Genomic DNA, 20,204 nt, shown 5'->3' on the forward strand with positions numbered 1-20,204 from the left:
AACCGATGACATCCGAAGCTGACCGACGAGCGATCCTCGACGTACGCACGATCTTCGATCGAACCGCCGCTGCCGGCTGGAGACCCGAATCCGTAGCCCCGGCGACAGACGAACAGATCGACCGTTGGGCCGCCTCACAGGGCTGCGACGCACTTCCCGCGAGCGTCCGGGAGATAATGCGCCTGCTGGGCTCGAACCCCGGGATATGGCTTCGCGGAAGCTTGTTCGGCATCACCAGGGTGGGCGCGGCATCCAAGAAGTCGGCGACGGCCGCCCGTCCGGGACAGAACGTCGAGTTGGCCGACTCGGCCGGCATGCTCGTCCTCGTCGAACACCAGGCATACCTCTACAACGTCATCGACGGGAACGACCTCCACGACCCGAACCCGCCCGTCTGGATTGTCGATGGCGACAATCCCGCGGAGATCGGATGGGGTTCGGTAACAGACTGGTTCGCCAGCGCGGCGCCATCGATGAGTGAATATCGCTCCAGAGCAAGGCTGCTTCACAGGATCGGAAAAGACATTCCCACCTGGTGGGGAAAGCACTTCGACATCGACCGCCTGAACTCTCCGGAATAGGAACTCTCTCCCAGCCAATGGGACGAAGCCACCAACTATGCGGCAGCCGGCAAGGAGGCTGCCGTCCTGCCGGGATCATCACGCGTGCACGGGCATTCCGCACACGCCCCCTAAGAGGCTTTCAGGCTATGCCGGACGCCTTGTCGAGACGGGAACCGACCACTGCTACCGCTGCCCCGACCAGCAGGACCGCCGGGCCTATGTACAGCCCGTCTTTGATGTTCTCGTTGTCCGACTTCACCTCGTTGTAGGTGCGGGTCGAGCCCGAACCGACGCAGGAGTCGCCCGGCTTCATGGTTTGGCCATCGCAGGTCGCCTCGGCCTTCGGGTCGGAGAACAGGGCGACGGCGAAGATCGCGGCGCCGACGATCGCCCCCAGAATGCCGAGCCAGATCATCAGCTCCCCGACCTGGTTCATGATCTTGTTCTTCATCGGGCCCCGCCTCCGCTACCGCTTGTACCACGCGAATCCCGCGCCTCCCTGCGGGTTTCGTCGCTGTCGCGAACGGTAGCACCCCGTTGCGCCGGGTACCATGCGAAATTTCCGACGGATCAGGTTTCCGGCGTGAGAGCGACCTGTTCCGTTGTCAGGCTTCGGGTTCGGGATCCGGGCGATTCCACGCCAGGACCATCCCCGGCGTGCAGCCGCCGGCGAGCAGGGTCGCCGGCACCATGACACCGCCGGCGTAGGCCGACTGAAAGCTGTCGACGTGCGGGACCGCCGACGACGCGTGTCACGGTCGACCGAGACACGCGCCGGAACCTAGTCGGAGCCCGGCTCCGCGGGGCGGAGCCCGCTCACGATCTCGTCGACGAGCAGCACGCTGGCGAGGCCGTGCGCGTGCTTCTCGCGCCGGACGAGCGACACCATGTTGTTGCTGAACGCGTCTCGCACCGGGCGATAGACCAACCGGCCGTCCCGGAGCTCTTCGGCGATGTCGAACTCGCTGAGGAAGGCGATCGCGTCGCCGGACATCGCGAGATGCTTCATCGTCTCGATGGAGTTGGTGTGGAACGCGGGCTGCACGTCGAGACCGGCCTTGGCGAAGGCCTCGGCGACGATGCCGTGGATGACCATCGACCGGTCCGCGAAGATCAGCGGAAACGGAGTGCAGCGAGCCAGGGTGACCGTGTCCATTCCGACCAGCGGATGATGTTGCGAGACAACGACTCCCAGCTTGGTGTTCATCTGCCAGCACACCTCGATCCGCGTCGAGGACGGGACGTTGAACGCGAGCCCGATATCGGCTTCGCTGTTCTCCACCGCGCGCAGGACCTCGAGCGTCGTCATCGTGCGGATCGAGATCCGGATCTGCGGATGCCGGAAGTGGAACGCGGCCGCGGCGGTGGCGACCAGGCCGCTGGCCAGACCGGTCATCGTGGCGATCACGACCTCGCCCGTGCCGAGCGCGTGCAGATCGCGAATATCCGCGACCGTCTCGCGATACTGCCGCAGCGTCAGCCGGATGTGCGCCAGCAGCGCCTCCCCGGCCGGGGTCGGGCGCATGCCCCGGGGTAGTCGCTCGAACAGCGGCTGACCGAGTTCGGCTTCCAGGAGCAGGATTTGGCGGTTGATCGCCGACGGCGCGACGTGCAGTTCGGCGCCGGCCGCCCGAATGGAGCCCAGCCGCGCCACCTCGTCGATGTAGTGCAGCATTCGCGAGTGGAGCATCGCGTTACCTCCCAGACATACCGTTCGAAAATAGAGTACAGGTTGCGCGAAAACGAATGCTTGTCAGCAACGGTCGCCATCGAGTTCTATCGAAACAGGTCGAGAAGCAAGTCGAATCACCCTCCCGACCTGCAAGTACGTGAGCTCCGAGGTGAGGATCCGCCATGCCCCCATTCGATTCGCAGACCGACGACCGATCGCCTTCCGCCACGGTCGTTTCCGCACACGACGAACACGTTCGAACGATCTTCGGCATTCTCACCGGCGAACGCGAGGCCGATCTGCTGCTGCGCGATATCCATATCGTCGACGTGCACACCGAATCGGTGTATCCGGGCTCGCTGCTCATCCACGGACAGCGCATCATCGCCACGAATCCCGACGAATCGATCGTCCGATTCCGCGAAACCTTCGACGGCGAGGGCCTTTACGCCATTCCGGGCCTGATCGACGCCCACCTGCATTTCGAATCCCAGCTCGCCCACCCCGCGGCCTTCGGCGAAGCCATCGTGCCGAGCGGAACCACCACCGTGTTCGGCGAGACGCTCGACTTCGCCAGCGCGGCGGGCGACGAGGCGCTGGACGCGGTGAAAGTCCTCTTCGCCGACCACGACAAACTGCCGTACCGGCTCTACGCCTTCGCCCCGGGCAAGAAGACCTCACCGGAGGTCACCGAGGCGATGCTCGGCATGGATCCCGTGATCGGACTCGGCGAACTGGCGCACCTGTCCTACATGACCGGCAACGCCGACGACTTCCGCAAATCGGCGCTGGGCCGCGCGAACGCGGGTGTCGTGAACTGCCACTGGGGCGTCACCGCGCTCTCGGACACGCTGCTGAACTACATGCCCGCGATCGGCGTCGACAACAACCACGATGTCTGGAACGAGGACGACATCGAGAAGAGCCTGCGCTACGGCTTGAACACGCAGATCAAATTCGGGGTCGGCAGCCCGGAGGTCATTCGAACGATGTTGCGCGCCATCGTGAAACGCCGCTGGCCCGCCGAGAACTTCCAACTCTGCGCGGACAACATCTCGGTGGACAGAATCCTGCGGCAGGGGCATATCGACTGGGTCATATCCCTGGCGATCGACATGGGAATGCCACCCATCCAGGCGATCAAGATGGGCACGCTGTACACCGCGCGTTCTTTTCATCGGGACCGCGACCTCGGCTCGCTGAGCCCCGGACGATTCGCCGACATCGTCCTGACCGACAGTCTGGCCAGGATCAATCCACGCTACGTGTTCAAGGGCGGGCGGCTGGTCGCCAAGGACCGCACGCTCATCGACCCGGTCGCCATCGACTACTCGGCCCTGGCCAAGGATCCCGTCCCCGGCCTCGACGGCCTGCGCGCCGAGCACCTCGACCTCACCCCGATCGAGCTCTCGGCCGACGGTGACCTGGCGAAGGTCCTGCTCTTCGACGTGTACGGGCGCGGGCATCTGAAATTCGCGCGGGAGATCTGGGTGCCGTTCCGCGACGGGCGAGTGGTGCCCGAACACGACGGCGTGCGACTGAACCGCATCTCGGTGGTGCAGCGGTACGCCGAGGGCGAGCGGCACATCGTCAACGGGCTGTTCCAGGGCGTCTCGATCGCGGACGGCGCGGTCTCCGTCTGCTGGCCCGCGCCAACCTCGTATTTCGTGGTGGTCGGTGACGACAGCGCCGAAATGCTGTGCAGTCTAGGGCAACTCGACGGCCTGGTCGGCGGATGCGTGGTGACCGCCGGCGGGCAGCGCAGGGCCGCGCTGCCGCTGGAGTTCTACGGCGTGATGGCCGATATGGACCTCGCCGAACTCGTCGGCGCGACCCGGGCGATCGACGACGCGCTCGCCGGACTCGGCAACGAGAACGAAGGCGAACCGGTCGTCAACAAGCTGCTCACCCTGTTCATCTCGCTGGACCGATTCGGGTTCATGAAGTAGCACGCGGCTGCCGAGATCTCCCACACCACAAGACAACTCGTTGCGAAGACACGAACGAGGGAATGCGACCGCAATGCTGCACGACACCGAAACGGGAGTCGCCGATACCGGCAACAAGGTGCGCCGCTGGATCACCTACGTCGCCGGCATCTACGTACTGACTCTGGGGCTGAGCCTGGCGATCCGGGCGGGGATAGGAATCTCGCCGCAGAGCAGCCTGACTCGAACCATGACGCTGGTCTTCCCCGGACTCACCCAGGGCAATGTCAACCTCATCCTCGAACTCATCATGCTCGCGCTGACCTTCCTGGTCTGGCCGCGCGCCTTCAAGACCGGCCATCTGCTCTCGATCATCCCGGCCCTGGTCCTGGCCCTGCTCCTGGACGTCAATCTCGCGCTGACCGGCTGGATTCACATCGGCCCCTACCCGGCGAAGGTCGCACTGCTGGTCTTCGCCGACGCGCTGCTCGCACTCGGGCTGTTCCTGATGATCCGCGCGAATCTGGTCCTCATGCCGATCGACCTGTTCGTCAACACCATCGCGAACCGGACCGGCTGGAAATGGGGAAACATCAAGACGGCCTTCGACTGCACCCTGCTCGCCCTCTCCGCGACGATCGGCCTGGTCCTGCTCGGCGCACCGCATTTCATCCGCGAGGGCACGATCATCAACGCGATCCTGGTCGGCCAGTACGTGCGCCTGTATTTCTTCCTCTTCCGGAAATACACCGCGCGCCAGGCTACTTCAGCCACGGCGGACTGAACGGCCCGACCTCCGCGTCCGATTCCGGCGGCGCCCGCTCACCCGGGCGCCGCTCGACTCATGCGCGCCGGCTGACGTCCACACCCCGGCCCGGCCGCCAGTGCTCGATCACCAGGAGTTCGGTGACCTCGTCGACGCGGGTGAAAACCACGCCGGTCAGATCGAGGCGGTAGTCGTGGACGCCCGGCGGAGAACCGAAGGCCGCCTTCGCGGGACCGATGATCTCGACCGCGACGCCCATCACCTTGGCGTCACCGTCACCGGGGTGGGCGTGAATCGCGCAGCGGCCGTCGCGCCGCAGGTCGGCGGCTTTCACCGCGCCGGGCATCGAGCCGAACATCAGGTCCGCCCCGAGAAACTCCACCTCCGAGCCGCTGACCCGCGGCGCGCCGTCCCGCCGCAGCGTCGCCAGCACATGGGTCTTGTTCGCCTCGAACCGCTCCCGCACCCGCGCCGCCAGTTCGGGTGCCTCACTCGCGAATTGATCCCAGGTTGCCATGGGGCCAGCATGTCAGCGGCCGCCGACAGATCGCGGCGGCCGCCCGTCGGGCTCGGCCCCGCCGCAGTGCAGGGAACACGCTGTGTCCAGCGGCAATTCGCGCGCAGAGGCGCGATTCTCAGCTCTCCGGGGCGGCGGCGGGCGGCGGCGATGTTCGATCACGGTCCCGACCGGGCCGCTCACCACGAACAGCAGCAGGAACCACAGACCGATCTGCGGGAACGCCAGGCCCAGCAGGAACGCCGCGACGGCCGTCGCGGCGGCGACCGCCGAGGATTGCACCGACGGGTCGGTCACGTCCGCGCGCAGCGCCGGGGACGCGGCGATCACACAGCGCTGAATCAGCAACGCCAGCAACGAGACCGCGATGGTGCCGAGGTACAGGGCGATCGCGTCCCGGCCGAAACCGGCGCCGGAGGAGATCAATTCGGTCGGCACGGGCAGGAACACGATGCTCATCAACCACAGCAGGTTCGTCCACAGCAGCGCCCCGTTGTAGCCGCGCAGCGTGCGATACAGCCCGTGGTGCAGCAGCCAGAGCCGGTAGATCACCGCGAAACTCACCACGAACGCCACCAGATCGCTGCGATGGTCGGCGAGTAGCTCGCGCAACCCGGTGTCCCCCGCGTCCTTCACCACGTCGACCAGCGGCAACACCAGCAGGGTCGCCGCGATCGCCACCACCGCGTCGCTGAAGTTGACCAGCCGCTCGAGCCCCCGGTGCCCTTCCATTCCCGCATTCTCCCCCGGCACCGCCACGCGGGCTACCGCGCCGCCGGTCTAGGAAGCCACCGCGCCCTCCTCGACCACCTCGGCGATCGCGCGGCGCGGGGTGAACGGGAGCGGGGCGGCCGTGCGGGGCGCCCAGCCGATCCGGATCATCGTCTGGGCGAACGCGCAGTCGTGCAGGACCTCCGAGCGCAGGGCCACACCCAGTTCGAGGATCCCGAGGGGTTCGGACTGGATACAGCTGGCCAGGCCCAGACGGGTCGCGGTCAGCAGCACCGCCGACACGGCCTCGCCCGCGCGCACCCGGGCCTGGATGTCGTCGGCGGGGGTACCGACCACGAACCATTGCGCGCCGTCGACCACGTCGGCGGGATCGGCCAGCTCGGGGTCGGCGAACGCGCGCAACAGGATCTCACCGTCCTCGCGGACCGGTGGGGTGTTGGCGGCGGGCACGCCGTCGGCGGCGCCGTGCCTGCCGCTCCAGATGGTGATCTCCCGCTGGTAGGCGCCGTCGCGGGCGTGCCGGGCGACCGCGGTGTGCGTGGCCTCGGACAGCGCGCACCGCAACTGCGGGGGCACCAGCCGCGCGGCGGCGCCGAACGCGGGAGCCACCGAGCTGATATCGCGCAGCAGCGCCGAGCTCACCGGGCGATCGTCATAGCTCCGCCGATCCGATTGCCGGTGCATGATGGCCGCGGCCATCTCGATATCGGTGGCGGTCGCCGCGCGGGGCACGGCCGTGATCACGGCCAGCAGATCGGGATCCCCGGGGTCGGGAACGTAGCGCACCTCGGCGTGCCAGCCGAGCATCGCCAGCGTGACGCGCAGATGATGCAGCGCGGCCCCGCAACTCATGACCAGGGCGCGCCCGGTCGGGTCGGTGGCCGGCAGATGCCGGGAGGTGTCGGCGTACAGCAGCACCGCGTCGTCGGTGACGCGCCAGCGCCACGGCTGGGTGTTGTGGATCGACGGTGCCCGGACTGCCATGTCGATCGCGGTTTCGAAGGCCTGGTGCAGCGTCGGCTTGTCGATCATTCATCGCTCTTTCCGAGTCGGTAACCGGTGATCGGTTGTCCGTTTCTGAACAGCTACGTTCAAGGAAACCCGGATTCGAGCCCGCGGCACTCGTAATAACTGACAAGGTCCGGCCGGAGGGGTTGTCAGTTATTGGGTCGGGACCAGCCGAGTTCGCGGTAGCGCAGGGCCCACCACACCTGGAAGGCGATCTCGGGATCCTTCAGGCTCACCCCGGTCAGCTCCTCGAACCTGGCCAGGCGATAGCGCACGGTGTTGTGGTGCAGGTACATCCGATTGGCGGTCTCGGAGGCGTTCATCCCGGCCGAGAGGTAGCACTCGACGGTGTCCAGGATCGGTGAGGCGTCGTCGTCACGGACGGGCTCGAGGTAGCGCTCCGCCAGGGCGGCCCCGACCTCGACGTCACCCACGACCGCCGCCCGCATGCTGAGCTCGATCAGAGTGTGGCGGCCGGGCCGGGCGAACAGTCGCGCGGTCTCGGCGACCCGGCCGGCGATGCGAATGGATCGGGGCAGTTCGTCGAGCTCGACCCGGGGCCCGATCCCGAGGAACTCGTCGTCGACCTCCGGGCCCGTCGGCCCGCTGAAGAATCCCACGACGTCACCGTCCAGCAGCGCGGTCAGCCCCTGCGGCGGACGGCACGCGGGCTGCTGCCGAATCCGCCATTCGGTGTGCTCGGGTTCGGTGCTGATGGCCCGGAACGCGGCGTAGCGCTGGTCCAGCCGCAACCCGAGGTACTGGGCCTGGCCGCGCAGCTCATCGATCCCGAACCGGCCCGCCAGGATGCCCCGCATCAGATCGTCGCGCAGACCGTCGCGCCGGCGCTGGATCTGTGCGGCGGTGTCGCGATGCCCGGCGCTCAGCGCGACGGTCGCGGCGTCGGACACCCGCAGCAGCGCGACCAGCACGTTCATGAGCGTCGACCCCGGCCGGTCGACCCAGATCTGATTGCGCCCGACGCGTTCGATGATCTCGGCGATCATGATCTGCCACCCGCGCAGCACCGCCTCGAGGGGCACGCCGAGCCGGGCGCGGATGGCGCCGTACTCGTGGAACTGCTCGATCTCCGGCTCGGTCAGCTCGCGGCGCTCGCGCACCGCCGAGTCCAGTCGCATCAGCGCCGCGGCGAGCGACGGCACGGTGTCGGCCTCGTCGATGTCGGCGTACGCGGGTATCTCCCGGCGGAATCGCTGCCACAGTTCCCCGGCCAGCGTCTCGGAGCCCGCGATGTCGAAGTCGGTCACCGCCGGCTCGTCCGCCCGGGTTCGGCGGCCGATCGTCCTGTGCGGGAAGGTGATTCAGTCGTGAGTAGCGTGCCGCGATCGTCCATCGGAAACTCCGCAACGTCGAGGTGGCCGGAACCGGGATCTACCCCAGCTTGCCATCCGATCACCGCGACGGGTGGAGGCAGCGCCGGTCAGGCCTCCGGCCAGTTGTGTTCGAGCCCGGTGATGATGAATTCGATCTTGAGATCGGTCAGGCCGCGCTGCTGCCACGAATCCTGCGGCTGCAGGATGCTCGACTTGTCCGCGAGCGCCCGGCGGACCTGATCCAGGCCGGTGGCGCCGCTGGGGTCGGTCGTGCGCATGGTCTGCACACCGAGGTGGCAGGCGAACACGGTGTCACCGAGGAAGTCGAGCGCGAAACTGGTCTGCCCCGGGGTGATGCCCTGACCCGACAGATGCGCGCCGTACGCCTCGAGCACCTCGGTGATGCGGGTGAACGCCGGCGCGTAGGAGTAGACCACCAGCGGCAGCCGGGGATTCTCCTCGCACATGCGCCAGCACTCGTTCGCCCACTGCCGCAACGTTTCCCGCCAATCCATGCCGGGCTCGGGCAGCGCGATCGTGGCGGCGATGGCGTCCAGGCAGGCCACGACGATGTCGTCGCGGGAGGGATAGAGGCGGTAGATCGCGGGCGCGCCGACACCGATCCGCTCGGCGATCGCGGCGAGGGTGAAGGTGTCCAGGCCCTCCTCCATGGCGGCCCGGACGACGTCTTCGCGGCCGAAGGCGGGCTTGCGGCCCACCTTCTTGCCGGCGGCCCAGCGCGGTGCGCTCACGCCGGAAGCTCGCCGGCTGCCCGGTCGGGGGCGGCTGGGTCGACGGGCTCCGCGCTGGGTTCGCTCATGGATGTCAGGCTAGTGGTTGGCGAGTTGCCAACCCTTCGCACTGTGCAGGTGATCCCAGAATGTGGCGTAAGTGCCTCCGGCGGCCAGCAGTTCGGCGTGCGTGCCCCGCGCGACCACGGCGCCGGCGCCGTCGAGCTGGACGATCAGGTCGGCGCGGGCGATGGTGTCCAGGCGGTGGGCGATGACAATGACCGTCGCCCGTTCGCGCAGCCGCTCGATCGCGGCGACGACGTGCGCCTCGTTCTCCACGTCCAGGGCCGAGGTCGCCTCGTCGAGCAGCACGATCGGCGCCTGCTTGAGCAGCGCCCGCGCGATGGCCACGCGCTGGCGTTCACCACCGGACAGCGCGCGCCCGCCCTCGCCGACGCGCGAGTCCCAGCCGCCGGGCAGCCGTTCGGCGATCTCGCGCACCCCGGCCAGTTCCCCCGCGCGGCGGATCTCGGCCTCGGTGGCGTCCTCGCGCCCGACCGCGATATTGGCCGCGAGGGTGTCGTCGAAGAGGTAGACGTCCTGGAACACCAGGGACAGCTGCGCCATCAGCTGCTCACCGGTCTGCTCGGCGACCGGGACGCCGCCGACCCGGACCGCGTCGGCGTCGACGTCGTAGAACCGGCTGATCAGGCGCGCCATCGTGGTCTTGCCGCTGCCGGACGGCCCGACGAGCGCGACCATGGAATTCGAGGGCACGCGCAGCGACACCTCGCGCAACGCCGGCGTGGCCCCGGGCGCGTAGCCGAAAGTGACACCGTCGAATTCGACCGAGCCGGGCGCGGTGAGCACGGCGGGCGCGGCCGGTTCGGGCAGCGGTTCGGCGGTGAGCACCTCGTCCAGCGCGTCGAGCAGCGGACGGCGCGATTCCAGCGCGATGGCGGCTTCGGTGATGGCCGATACCGTGGAGGAGAACCGCAGCGCCAGCCCGATGAAGGCAAGAGCGGGAACGGGTTCCAGGGTTCCGGCGACCGCCAGCGAGCCCGCGGCGCTGATCAGCGCGACGACCACGCCCTGGGTGATCATGCCGCTGAGCAGCATGCCCGCCGATTCGAGCCAGAGTCCGCGCTTCTTGGCCGCGTACGCGTGATCGAGCGCCTCGGTCAGCGGCGCGAAGTCGGTGCTGCGGCCGCTCGAGCGCAGGGCGCCCTGGCACTGCGCGTATTCCACGACCCGGCCGGCCACTTCGATCTCCGCGGGCTCGTGGATGGCCTTGCCGCGCCGCATGAGATCGGTGGAGAGCAACGTGATCAGCGCGAACACCGGCACCGCGATGGTGATGATCAGCCCGAGCAGCGGGTGCCACAGCCACGCGGCGACGATGATCACCCCGGCGGTGGTGATCCGCGCGACCAGCGGGCCGAGCATGTGCGCGAAGATCTCCCCCGCCGACATCAGTTCGGTGGAGACCATCCGGGAGAGCTTGCCCGCGATCGGCCGGGCGAACCAGCCCAGCGGTTGCTTCGCGACCTGGTCGCCGGTGAGCCGGTGAATGCTGCGCAGAAAGTCCAGGGCGACAGCGTAAGTGGAGCGGCTCTGCGCGTAGTTCACCGCGAAGCCCACGGTCGCCAGGACCGCGAGCACGCACAGCCAACCTCCCAGGCCGAGCCCCCAGACGGGGGCGTCCTCGGCGAGCGCGCTGATGGCGGGCAGCAGGGCGGCCAGGGCCAGGCCCTCGGTCAGCCCGGCCACGACGCTGAGGGCGAGCGCGGGTTTCATCAATCGGGGTTGGGAGATCATCCGGCTCATGCGCGGGACGATGTCGAGCAGGGGCAGGTTCATCGCGGGTCTCCCGTGGTCGGTGCCGGGCCTTCGGCGGGTCGAGTTCCGTTGTCCGACAGCCACAATCGCGCGTATCCGGGTTGGCTCAGCAGCTCGTCGTGCGTCCCGGCCGCGAGGATGCGGCCGTGTTCGATCAGCACGATCTGATCGACGCCCTTGATCACCTCGGGGCGGTGCGCGATCAGCAGGACGGTCCGGCCGCGGACCAGCGCCGAGAGCGCCTGCTGTATCTCGTGCTGGGATTCGGGGTCGGTGAGGGCGGTGGCCTCGTCCAGCACGAGGATGGGCGCGTCGACCAGCAGTGCCCGGGCGATCGAGATGCGCTGGGCCTGACCGCCGGACAGGCCGGTGTCCTTCCCGTAGACGGTGTCGAATCCGCCGGGCAGCGCGTCGATCTCGTCGAGCACCTGGGCGGCGCGGGCGGCGGCGCGGATCTGTTCGTCGGTCGCGCCGGGGCGGCCCAGGGCGATGTTGTCGCGGATGCTGATCGCGAGCAACTGGGGGTCCTGCAGGACGAATCCCACGCGCGAGTACAGATCCGGGATCTCACCGACCGGGACACCGCCGATGCGGATGACGCCGGACCGTGGATCGTCGAAGCGCGCCAGCAGTGTCGCGATCGTCGACTTGCCGGAACCGGACGGACCGACGAGGGCGGTGACCGTGCCCGCGCGCAGGGTGAAGCTCACGTCGTCGATCGCGAGCGCGGCGTCCGCTCCGGAGCGGTACGAGTACGAAACCCCCTCGAAGACAACCTCGTTCGACGCGGGCTCCGCTCCCGCGTCGCGGTCGGCCAGCGTCGGCGTCTCGAGCAGGTCGGTGATCCGCAGCGCGGCGCCGCCCGCGAGCTGCTCGGCCCACATCGAGTTCATGAGCACCTCGAGCGCGTACGGGATCAGCAGGGCGATGAGGGCGGTGGCCAGGACATCGGGCGCGGTGACCGAACCGCCGTGCACCAGTACCGATCCGACGCCGATGTTGATCAGCAGCACCAGCGGGACGGCCAGAAACGATGTGCCCAGGGCGGATACGCGAATGAGCGGCTGCACCCACTTCAGGTAGAACTGATTGAAATCGTCGGCGGCCTCCTGAAAGCTGCGGTGCGCCTTGCCGACCCGGCCGAACGCCTTGACCACCGAGATCCCGGTGACGAACTCGACCATGCGGGCGGAGACGGTGGACAGGCGCCGATCCATTTCCACGGTCTTGGCGCCCATGCCGCGCATCGACAACGCCATCGCGGCGACGTACAGCGGCAGCGTCGCCACCGAGAGCAGGCCGAGCCGCCAGTCGATCACGAACGCGTAGACGGCCAGCGCCACCGGCATGACGACGGCGTTCGTGCCGTCGACCGGCTGGTGCGCGATGAGGTGGTGGATCGTCCCGATCTCGTCCTGCAGGGCCTTGCGTACCCGTCCGGAGTTGGTCGCGGTGAACCACGCCAGCGGCACCCGGGCGAACCGTCGCACCATGCGTTCCTGGATCAGGTGCCCGAGCCGCGCGTCGGCCAGGTGGGTGACCAGCAGGGCGACGAAATAGATGCCCAGCCGAAGTCCGAAGGCCCCGAGCAGGATTCGCAGCCAGCGCGACACCTCGTCGCCGTCCACATCCACACCCGCGGTATGGGCGGTGACCAGGACGTCGCCGATGTGCACGAGCGCGATGTACGGCACGACGGCGAGCGCGCCGGACACCACCGCGAGCAGCCGGGCCAGGCCCAACTGCGCGGACACCGGCCGCATGAGGTCCGCCAGCGCCCGCGCGCCCGCCCGCTGGTGCGCCCTGGTGTCCGACGCGTCCGGATTCGGCGCGCCGGCGCTCGCGGGCTCAGGGTCGCCGGGCTTCGGCGGCGGCGCGGGCCGGACCTCGCCGGGCGCGGCGGCCGATGTCGGTGATGCGGTCATATCACTCCTGCCTCAGCACTTCCCCCGCGGCGGCGATCGTCGCGATCGGATCGAACTTAGGTTTGCCATACTTAAATCTGAATGGCGTTCAGAATATGACCGGTGCGAAGACCACGCAAGACCTCCCCCGGGGGCTTGCGCAGCATGGTTTCGGGTTTCGGGTTTCGGAAGGCCGCGACGCAGCCCGCCGCCCCGAGGGGCGCCGGGTTGCCGCCGGGCGGCTAGCCCGCCAGGGGCTGGTCGTCGACGATCATGTCGTAGTTGACCTGATCGCCCTCGACGTTGGTGGTGGTCGCGGTGACTCCCCACCGGGTGCCGTCGTTCTCGGTTACCACGCAGCGAATGCTGGTGCCGGTCGCTCCGCGCAGGAGGCCGGTACAGCTCGAGGACTGCGGGGCGAGCCCCACTCGTTCCTGGTAGAAGTTGGAGACATTGGAGGCCACGTCGTCGGGGGCGACGTACTTGTCCGTGATGTCGAGATCGTAGTAGGCGGTATCGCCTTCCACCTTGGTCACCTTGGCCACGACGGACCAGACCTGACCGTCGCCGGACGTGATGGCGCACTTCTGGGTGGCATCCACCTTCGCGTCCAGATCACCTTCGCACACAACGGATTTCGCGTCTTCGTGCGACGTATCGTGGAATACGCTACCGGTCTTGGATTCCACGTCACTTTTGCTCACAGAACCGGGCCCCGAGTTGCATCCGGCCACGAGTATCGGGACGAACACGAGGGGCAGAGCAGCTATCAGTTTCCGCATAGGCAATTTTAGGGCCGATGCCGGAACGAACTTCACCGTTTCGCCAGGAAAGATCGACTTCGCAACCAATTCGCATCCCGACCGGGGCACCCGCCCGCGAACCCACCGCAATCGTTAGCTGGATGTTTGACAGCATTCCGGCCGGGTATGCGCGTTATCGCAGCACGCTGACACCGGATCGTTTCCATCGCGGCGCTCCGACCGGGCCGACCTCGCCCCGGACCGCCGCCCAACCGGAGGACGAATCATGGCGAAGACGCTGGAATCATTGATCGGCTGCATCGCGCGAGACGCGGCGGGCGCGGAGATCGGCCCGGTCGAGGGCTTCTACATCGACAACGAATCGGGGACCGCGACGTGGGCGGCGATCGGCACGGGCATGGGCGGTGAGCAGGCCCTGGCGCCGCTGGACGGCGCCGAATACCAGCCCGCGGACAACTCGCTGCGGGTGCGGGCCGACCGGGAACAGGTGCGCGCGGCGCCGCACCTCGAACACGACGGAATGCTCGAGCCGCAGGACGAGCAGGCGCTGATCACGTACTACCGCGGCGGCCAGCGCCGGGGCGTGTCCTCGTCCCGGGCGCAGCGCGTCCGGGACGAGGACACCCCGCTGACCTATGGCCACGCGGGCGCCGAGAGTTTGCCGATCACCGAGGAACGGCTCGTGGCCGACGCCGAGCGCGAACGCGCCCGGTCGGCGGGACACATCGAGGCCACGGAGGTCTGGATCGACGACAACGACAGGCGCGCATAGCTTTCCATTCCCGATCAGCTGACAACCAGGAGGAATCATGGAATGGCTGCTGGGTTTGCTCGGCGGTGCGGTCGGCGGCGGAGTCGGTGGATCGCGCAGCCCCTTCGGGCCGCTCGTCCACGGTCTCGCCGGCGCGATCGGTGGCGGAATCACCGGCGCGATCATCGAATCCACCACCGGCAGCGGGTTGGATTTCGGTCAGATCCTCGCCCAGGTCGCCGGCGGCGGCGCGGTGGGCGCGGCGTTCTCCGCGGTGCTGGGACTGGTGACGCGGCCGAAGACGGGGGCGCCGTCGTGAACGGGTGGCGGAGGTCGTTCGCCGGGGCCGCGGCCTGCGCCGCGCTGATCCTCGGCGCCGGCGCACTGGTCGGTCCGGCGGCGGGAGCGCAGCCCGCGGGCGCGGAATCGGCGATCGACGACCACTACCGGGACAAGGGCGGGGCGTCCACACCGCTCGGTGAAAAGGTCGGCGGCGTCTACGCTTTCGGGCCGGACGGCGCGGCGCAGGACTATCGGGGCGGCAAGATCATCTACTCCGCCGATACCGGCGCGCGGGTGATGTACGGCGCCATCCTGGACAAGTACCTCGCCCTCGGCGGCGCGGACGCCGGGCTCGGCTATCCCACCAACGACGAGTCGGACGTCGCTGTCGCGGGCACCGCGCGCTTCAGCGAGTTCTCCGCACCCGACGGGGCCACGATCCAGTGGAGCCCGCAGAACGGCGCGTGGCTGGTGCGCGGCCCGATTCGCACCGCGTGGTCACACCTGGACGCGACCGACGGAGTGCTGGGCGCACCGACGAGCGACACCACGCTCGCGAACGGTGTGTACAGCCAGAGCTTCACGGGGCAGAACGGCGAACCGGTGCAGATCTCCTGGAGCGAGGCGGACGGTTTCGTCACCGTGCCCGCGGCGATCGCCGGACAGCTGGGCGGGTTGGATGTCTCCACACCGGGCGCGCCGCCCGGTGACTCGATGGCGACCGGCCCCGCGGCCGGCACCGGATCGGACTCCGCCGCGAAATGGTGGGCACTGCCGATCGGGCTCCTGATCGCCGCCGCGGCGGGTGGTCTCGCGACACTGGTCACGAAATCTCGCGGGCACGAACGCTATTCGATGGCCGCGACGCAAACCGGCACGCGCGGAACCGGATCAGGGGCCGTCCCCGCACCGATGGCCGCCGCCGGTGGCCGGGCGCACACCGCCGGTGCGCACCTGGCGAGCATGGCCGAGCGAGCTCGGACGCTCGGTGGTGGTCACGGGCGACCCGTGACGTAGCGGCGCTTCGGGTTTCGCTTCACGCAGGGACCCCCGGCCCAGCAGCGGCCGGGGGTCACCGCGCCGGGTGTCTCAACTCGCGACGGCCCGATACGACTCCAGCACCTCGACCGGAATCCGGCCGCGGCTGGAGATCGGCAGGCCCTGGGCGCGTGCCCATTCGCGGGCCGCGGTGCTCTCCTGCCGGTCGGCCGTCGACCGGGTGGGGGTGGCCGTCGCGGCCTTGCGGCGGGTGCTGCCGCGAATCTTGCGCGCGCTGGCGATCCACGGCGCGTACACCTCGCGCAACGCCGCCGCGTTCTCGCTCGACAGATCTATCTCGTAGTCGATGCCGTCGAGTGAGAATAGGACGGCCTCGTCGGCCGTCGATTCGCCGTCGAAGTCATCAATGATGTTGACGACCACTTTCCGTGCCACGATCATCCCTCCGGTAGGTGCGCTGGCGTCCTCGAACGCGGATGTTCTTCGCGTCAGTTGTACACAGTCCGGTTTCGGGCGTTGATCTCAGGACCTCGCACGGCCCGCCCGCACGCCGAATTCCCGCGCCCTCCGGAGAAGAGTTGCTGGTCAGCGCCTTACGCCTCGAGGAATGCCCCGGATCGCACCGGCGCCGGGACCCCGTGTGAGAAGGTGGGTTTTCACTCGCGAATCCGGTTGGGGCGATTCCGGTTACGAGTGACGGCAATCCTGATGGAGGAGGAGTTTGGTGGAAGCAGCGTTCGACGTGGCCGGACTGGTGGGACATCGCTACCGGGTCGAGGACTTTTACGAGGTCGGGCGGGAGAAGATCCGCGAGTACGCCCGCGCGGTGCAGGATTTCAATCCCGCGCACTGGAGCGACGCCGCCGCGGCCGAACTCGGCTACACCGGTCTCATCGCGCCGACCACGTTCATCTCGACCACCGCCATGCTGGCCAATCGCAGGCTGCTGGACACCCTCATGAACGGCTACGACGTGGTCGTGCAGACGGATCAGGTCTTCGAGATGCACCGGCCCGTGCTCGCCGGAGACCGGTTGATCAGCGATGTCGAACTGTCCTCGGTGCGGCGCATCGCCGGCAAGGACCTGCTCACCATCACCAACACGTTCCTCGACCGGGACGGCGACATCGCACAGGTCATGCACACCACGGTGGTCGGGCTCACCGGTGAGGACGTCAACACCGACGTCAGCGACACCATCGACCGGGTCATCATGACCGGGCTCGACACCGCCTCGCGGGCCGGCGGCGTCACCGGGAACGAGGAGATCGTGCCGCCCGCGGAAGGCGTTGCCGCACTGTCCGATATCTCGCGCACCCGCGAACCCCGGACCACGCTCCGCTTCGACGAGGTCGCCGTCGGCGACGAACTGCCCGCGCGGACCGTCCGGTTGACCCGCGGCGATCTGGTGAACTACGCGGGCGTGTCCGGCGACGCGAACCCCATCCACTGGCACGACGGCGTCGCGACCCTCGCCGGCCTGCCCGACGTGATCGCGCACGGAATGCTCACCATGGGCCTGGGCGCGGGATTCGTCACCGGCTGGCTCGGCGACCCCGGCGCCATGACCAGGTACGGGGTCCGGCTCTCGAATTACACGGTCATCGAAGCGGGTTCGGCGGGCACCGTCGAGTTCACCGGGCGGATCAAGTCGCTCGATCCGGAGACCAGATCGGCGGTCGTGGTGATCGTCGCGAAGTCCGCGGGCCGCAAGATCTTCGGACTGGCCACCGCGGACGTCCGCCTGACCTGACCGCTCCCCCGCCCGGCGGCGACAACGGCCCGCGCGCCCGAACCGGTCACGAGTACCGGTTCGGGCGCGCGGGCGCGCGCTATCGGGCGAGAACACGCCGAGCACTCACGATCGCCTGCGCCGAGCACTCACGATCGCCTGCTCACGACCGCCTGCGGCGGATCGCCCACCAGGTCAGAACCGCGCCGGAAGCGGCCGCGGCCGTGAGCGGTACGGGGTGGCGTTTGGCGGTGTGGACCAGTTGCAGGCCGCGGCCGACGACCCGGACGCTCGTTTCGGCCACGGCGGCGTCGGCGTCCTCGCGGAGCTGATCGACGTCCGGCAGCAGATCCTCGGACTCGGGCGTGGTGGGCGGGACCGGGGTTGGGTTCATCCTCGACTTCCATTCTCGATGGGCACGGGTTCGACGAGGTGTTACCCGCCGGCGCCGCGTCGAAACGGCGGTGGCGGGCGGTGGACGGCGTTCGCGCCGCGCCTGTTTCACCGGTCCCTGCCCGGGTATGCGCTGACGGTCCAGTTCGTATGGGATCAAAGGATTTTCGATGACCGAACCGTCTACCCGGACCGGCAGGCCTGACAACTCGTATTCGTCGTCCACGGTCGAGCGGATGGCGCAGCACCCGTATTTCGCGCGATTCGCCCGGGCCGGATTCGTGATGAGCGGAATCGTGCACCTGTTCGTGGGGTACATCGCCATCCGACTCGCCTTCGGCGGCGGGGGCGGGGCCGCCGACCAATCCGGGGCCATGGCCGAGCTGGCCGCGAAACCCGGTGGCGGACTTGCCCTGTGGATCGGGGTGGTCGCTTTCGTCCTGATGGCGTTGTGGCGCTTGACCGAAGCGGTGTTCGGCAAAGCATCCGAGCCGCGCTCGGACGACGCGAAGTCCGAGGCGGTGCACCGGATCAAGGCCGCGGCCGTCGCGGTGATCTACTTCGGATTCGCGCTCACCGCATTCGGTTTCGCCCGGGGGCGCGGCAAGTCCAGCAGTGGTGAGAGCAAGAGCGTCACCGCGCGGCTGATGGAGAACACCGCGGGCACCGTCGTGCTGATCGTCGCGGGCCTGGTGATCATCGGAGTCGGCGGCTACCACGTGTACAAGGGGGCCACCAAGCGCTTCCTGAAGGACCTGAAGGGCTCGCCGAGCAAGACGGTGGAGCGGCTCGGCATGGCCGGGTACATCGCTAAGGGACTCGCGATCGGGGCTATCGGGGCGCTGGTGATCCTGGCCGTGAGCCAGTCCGATCCGAACAAGTCGGCCGGGCTGGACGGGGCGCTCAAGACCCTCGGCGCGCAGCCCTACGGTGCGGCGCTGCTGGTGGCGGCGGGGCTGGGGATCATCACCTACGGTCTGTACAACTTCGTCATGGCGCGGCTGGCGAAGATGTAGGCAATAAGAGACTCCGGCTCTATCCATCTCACAACCGTCGTGCTAGACATACGACAAACGGCGAGGAGGCGGCGATGGCGAAGATCGTGGTGTTCGGGGCGACGGGCTACACGGGACGACTGACGGTCGAAGCCCTTGTCGCGCGCGGAGTTTCACCGGTGCTCGCCGGGCGGAACGCGACCGCCCTGGAGAAGCTCGCGGCCGATCTCGGCGGCGCGCGCACCGCCGTCGCCGATGTCGCCGACCCCGCGTCGGTACGCGCCCTGCTCGAACCGGGCGACGTCCTGGTCAGCACGGTCGGCCCCTTCCTGCGCTACGGCGGGCCCGCGCTGGCCGCTGCCATCGACGCCGGGGCGCACTACCTCGATTCCACCGGCGAGGGGCCCTTCATCCGCACCGTGTTCGACCACGACGAGCGGGCCCGGGCCGCCGGCTCGGCCCTGCTCACCGCGTTCGGATTCGATTACGTCCCGGGCAATCTCGCCGCCGGGCTGGCCCTGGCGTCGGCGCCCGGCGCGGTGCGCGTCGACATCGGCTACTTCGCCGACAACCCGCGCACCAGCGGGGGCACCCGCGCCTCCATCGCCGGGATGCTGTTCGAACCCGGCTTCGCGCTGCGCGACGGGCGGATCGTCACCGAACGCTCGGGCGCGCGGCTGCACACGTTCGACGTCGCCGGGACCGCCCGGACGGGAGTGTCGATTCCCGGTTCGGAGCATCTCGCGCTCACCCGTTCGTATCCGGGCCTGCGCGAGGCCGGGGTTTACCTGGGCCTGCCGACCCTCGCGGCACAGGGACTGCGCGCCGGCTCCGGGCTGATCGCGGCCGCGGGCAAGGTGCCCGTGCTCACGCGGGGCCTCAACGGCGTCCTGGCGCGCGCCGTGCAGGGATCGACCGGCGGGCCCGGGGCCGAATCCCGCGGGCGCACCCGGACCTGGGCGGTGGCGCAGGCGCGGGACGCGAGCGGAAAGACCGCGGCCACGGTGACTCTCGCGGGCGGCGACCCCTACGACTTCACCGCGGCGATCCTCGCCTGGGGCGCGCAGACGGCGCTGGAGGGCGGGCTGCGCGGCGCCGGCGCCCTGGGTCCGGTGGACGCTTTCGGCCTCGAGGCCCTGGACGCCGCGGTCACCGCGGCGGGATGGTCCCGCTACCCGGCCTGATTCGCACGCACGATTCGAGGGCATCACGCCCGGCATCTCCGTCGGCCACGGCACGCCGCGCACATCGGCGGCCCGAAACACGGTGCGACAGAACACCTCACGCGCCCGGT

21 protein-coding genes are annotated in these 20,204 nt (G+C 68.9%); 9 read left to right on the forward strand and 12 right to left on the reverse strand.

Annotated features, from left to right (window positions below):
- The first annotated feature begins 5 nt into the window (after positions 1-5).
- Positions 6-581 (forward strand): hypothetical protein, encoded by a 576-nt coding sequence (locus ACWDOP_RS12340; protein ID WP_456345115.1) that lies wholly within the window; start codon positions 6-8, stop codon positions 579-581.
- 121 nt (positions 582-702) lie between these two features.
- Here the strand turns inward: ACWDOP_RS12340 and ACWDOP_RS12345 are convergent, their stop codons facing one another.
- Together ACWDOP_RS12345 and ACWDOP_RS12350 are read right to left on the reverse strand one after the other, a co-directional pair.
- Positions 703-1,014, reverse strand: a complete 312-nt coding sequence (locus ACWDOP_RS12345) for a hypothetical protein (protein WP_456345116.1) — start codon at positions 1,012-1,014, stop codon at positions 703-705.
- A 330-nt stretch (positions 1,015-1,344) separates the two neighbouring features.
- Positions 1,345-2,253: a LysR family transcriptional regulator gene (locus tag ACWDOP_RS12350; RefSeq protein ID WP_456345117.1), complete on the reverse strand. Its 909-nt coding sequence runs from the start codon at positions 2,251-2,253 to the stop codon at positions 1,345-1,347.
- A 164-nt stretch (positions 2,254-2,417) separates the two neighbouring features.
- Here ACWDOP_RS12350 and ACWDOP_RS12355 point away from each other — a divergent pair, with 164 nt between their 5' ends.
- Both ACWDOP_RS12355 and ACWDOP_RS12360 read left to right on the forward strand, forming a co-directional pair.
- Positions 2,418-4,184 (forward strand): adenine deaminase C-terminal domain-containing protein, encoded by a 1,767-nt coding sequence (locus tag ACWDOP_RS12355; RefSeq protein WP_456345118.1) that lies wholly within the window; start codon positions 2,418-2,420, stop codon positions 4,182-4,184.
- Between the two features lie 73 nt (positions 4,185-4,257).
- Positions 4,258-4,947: a YczE/YyaS/YitT family protein gene (locus ACWDOP_RS12360; RefSeq protein WP_456345119.1), complete on the forward strand. Its 690-nt coding sequence runs from the start codon at positions 4,258-4,260 to the stop codon at positions 4,945-4,947.
- A gap of 58 nt (positions 4,948-5,005) precedes the next feature.
- On the opposite strand, the gene ACWDOP_RS12365 is transcribed toward ACWDOP_RS12360, so the two are convergent.
- The 8 genes from ACWDOP_RS12365 to ACWDOP_RS12400 all read right to left on the reverse strand — a co-directional run bounded on the left by ACWDOP_RS12365 (position 5,006) and on the right by ACWDOP_RS12400 (position 13,776).
- Positions 5,006-5,446: a pyridoxamine 5'-phosphate oxidase family protein gene (locus ACWDOP_RS12365; protein WP_456345120.1), complete on the reverse strand. Its 441-nt coding sequence runs from the start codon at positions 5,444-5,446 to the stop codon at positions 5,006-5,008.
- A 12-nt stretch (positions 5,447-5,458) separates the two neighbouring features.
- Positions 5,459-6,178, reverse strand: coding sequence for a TMEM175 family protein (locus tag ACWDOP_RS12370; RefSeq protein WP_456345121.1), 720 nt, complete (start codon positions 6,176-6,178; stop codon positions 5,459-5,461).
- A 48-nt stretch (positions 6,179-6,226) separates the two neighbouring features.
- Positions 6,227-7,210, reverse strand: a complete 984-nt coding sequence (locus ACWDOP_RS12375; protein ID WP_456345122.1) for an Acg family FMN-binding oxidoreductase — start codon at positions 7,208-7,210, stop codon at positions 6,227-6,229.
- 125 nt (positions 7,211-7,335) lie between these two features.
- Positions 7,336-8,454: a PucR family transcriptional regulator gene (locus tag ACWDOP_RS12380; protein WP_456345123.1), complete on the reverse strand. Its 1,119-nt coding sequence runs from the start codon at positions 8,452-8,454 to the stop codon at positions 7,336-7,338.
- 173 nt (positions 8,455-8,627) lie between these two features.
- The gene (locus ACWDOP_RS12385; RefSeq protein WP_456345124.1) at positions 8,628-9,272 is read right to left on the reverse strand and encodes a TetR/AcrR family transcriptional regulator; all 645 of its coding nucleotides are present in this window, start codon (positions 9,270-9,272) and stop codon (positions 8,628-8,630) included.
- Positions 9,273-9,350: 78 nt separating this feature from the next.
- Positions 9,351-11,111: an ABC transporter ATP-binding protein gene (locus tag ACWDOP_RS12390; protein WP_456345125.1), complete on the reverse strand. Its 1,761-nt coding sequence runs from the start codon at positions 11,109-11,111 to the stop codon at positions 9,351-9,353.
- Complete coding sequence (locus tag ACWDOP_RS12395) at positions 11,108-13,015, reverse strand: ABC transporter ATP-binding protein (RefSeq protein ID WP_456345126.1); 1,908 nt, start codon at positions 13,013-13,015, stop codon at positions 11,108-11,110. Before ACWDOP_RS12395 ends, ACWDOP_RS12390 begins: the two co-directional genes overlap by 4 nt.
- 221 nt (positions 13,016-13,236) lie before the next feature.
- A complete protein-coding gene (locus ACWDOP_RS12400) occupies positions 13,237-13,776 on the reverse strand; it encodes a DUF4333 domain-containing protein (RefSeq protein WP_454200543.1) in 540 nt (179 codons plus the stop codon).
- Positions 13,777-14,023: 247 nt separating this feature from the next.
- Here ACWDOP_RS12400 and ACWDOP_RS12405 point away from each other — a divergent pair, with 247 nt between their 5' ends.
- From ACWDOP_RS12405 to ACWDOP_RS12415, 3 genes are read left to right on the forward strand one after another with little or no spacing between them, the layout of a single operon-like run.
- The gene (locus ACWDOP_RS12405) at positions 14,024-14,530 is read left to right on the forward strand and encodes a PRC-barrel domain-containing protein (RefSeq protein ID WP_456345127.1); all 507 of its coding nucleotides are present in this window, start codon (positions 14,024-14,026) and stop codon (positions 14,528-14,530) included.
- A 37-nt stretch (positions 14,531-14,567) separates the two neighbouring features.
- Positions 14,568-14,828 (forward strand): hypothetical protein, encoded by a 261-nt coding sequence (locus ACWDOP_RS12410; protein ID WP_454200541.1) that lies wholly within the window; start codon positions 14,568-14,570, stop codon positions 14,826-14,828.
- Entirely contained in the window at positions 14,825-15,808 is a 984-nt protein-coding gene (locus ACWDOP_RS12415) for an LGFP repeat-containing protein (RefSeq protein ID WP_456345128.1), read from the forward strand. The genes ACWDOP_RS12410 and ACWDOP_RS12415 overlap by 4 nt, the downstream gene beginning before the upstream one ends.
- 72 nt (positions 15,809-15,880) lie before the next feature.
- Here ACWDOP_RS12415 and ACWDOP_RS12420 read toward each other — a convergent pair whose 3' ends face one another.
- On the reverse strand, positions 15,881-16,225 hold the full coding sequence (locus tag ACWDOP_RS12420) for a histone-like nucleoid-structuring protein Lsr2 (RefSeq protein WP_456345129.1): 345 nt from the start codon (positions 16,223-16,225) through the stop codon (positions 15,881-15,883).
- 286 nt (positions 16,226-16,511) lie between these two features.
- Here ACWDOP_RS12420 and ACWDOP_RS12425 point away from each other — a divergent pair, with 286 nt between their 5' ends.
- The gene (locus ACWDOP_RS12425; protein ID WP_456345130.1) at positions 16,512-17,543 is read left to right on the forward strand and encodes a fused (3R)-hydroxyacyl-ACP dehydratase subunits HadA/HadB; all 1,032 of its coding nucleotides are present in this window, start codon (positions 16,512-16,514) and stop codon (positions 17,541-17,543) included.
- A gap of 142 nt (positions 17,544-17,685) precedes the next feature.
- Here the strand turns inward: ACWDOP_RS12425 and ACWDOP_RS12430 are convergent, their stop codons facing one another.
- On the reverse strand, positions 17,686-17,916 hold the full coding sequence (locus ACWDOP_RS12430) for a hypothetical protein (RefSeq protein WP_456345131.1): 231 nt from the start codon (positions 17,914-17,916) through the stop codon (positions 17,686-17,688).
- Between the two features lie 169 nt (positions 17,917-18,085).
- On the opposite strand from ACWDOP_RS12430, the gene ACWDOP_RS12435 reads away from it, so the two are divergent.
- Together ACWDOP_RS12435 and ACWDOP_RS12440 are read left to right on the forward strand one after the other, a co-directional pair.
- The gene (locus tag ACWDOP_RS12435) at positions 18,086-18,931 is read left to right on the forward strand and encodes a DUF1206 domain-containing protein (RefSeq protein WP_456345132.1); all 846 of its coding nucleotides are present in this window, start codon (positions 18,086-18,088) and stop codon (positions 18,929-18,931) included.
- 74 nt (positions 18,932-19,005) lie between these two features.
- On the forward strand, positions 19,006-20,094 hold the full coding sequence (locus ACWDOP_RS12440) for a saccharopine dehydrogenase family protein (protein WP_456345133.1): 1,089 nt from the start codon (positions 19,006-19,008) through the stop codon (positions 20,092-20,094).
- Positions 20,095-20,204: the final 110 nt, after the last annotated feature.

The organism is Nocardia sp. NPDC003693 (assembly GCF_053981095.1).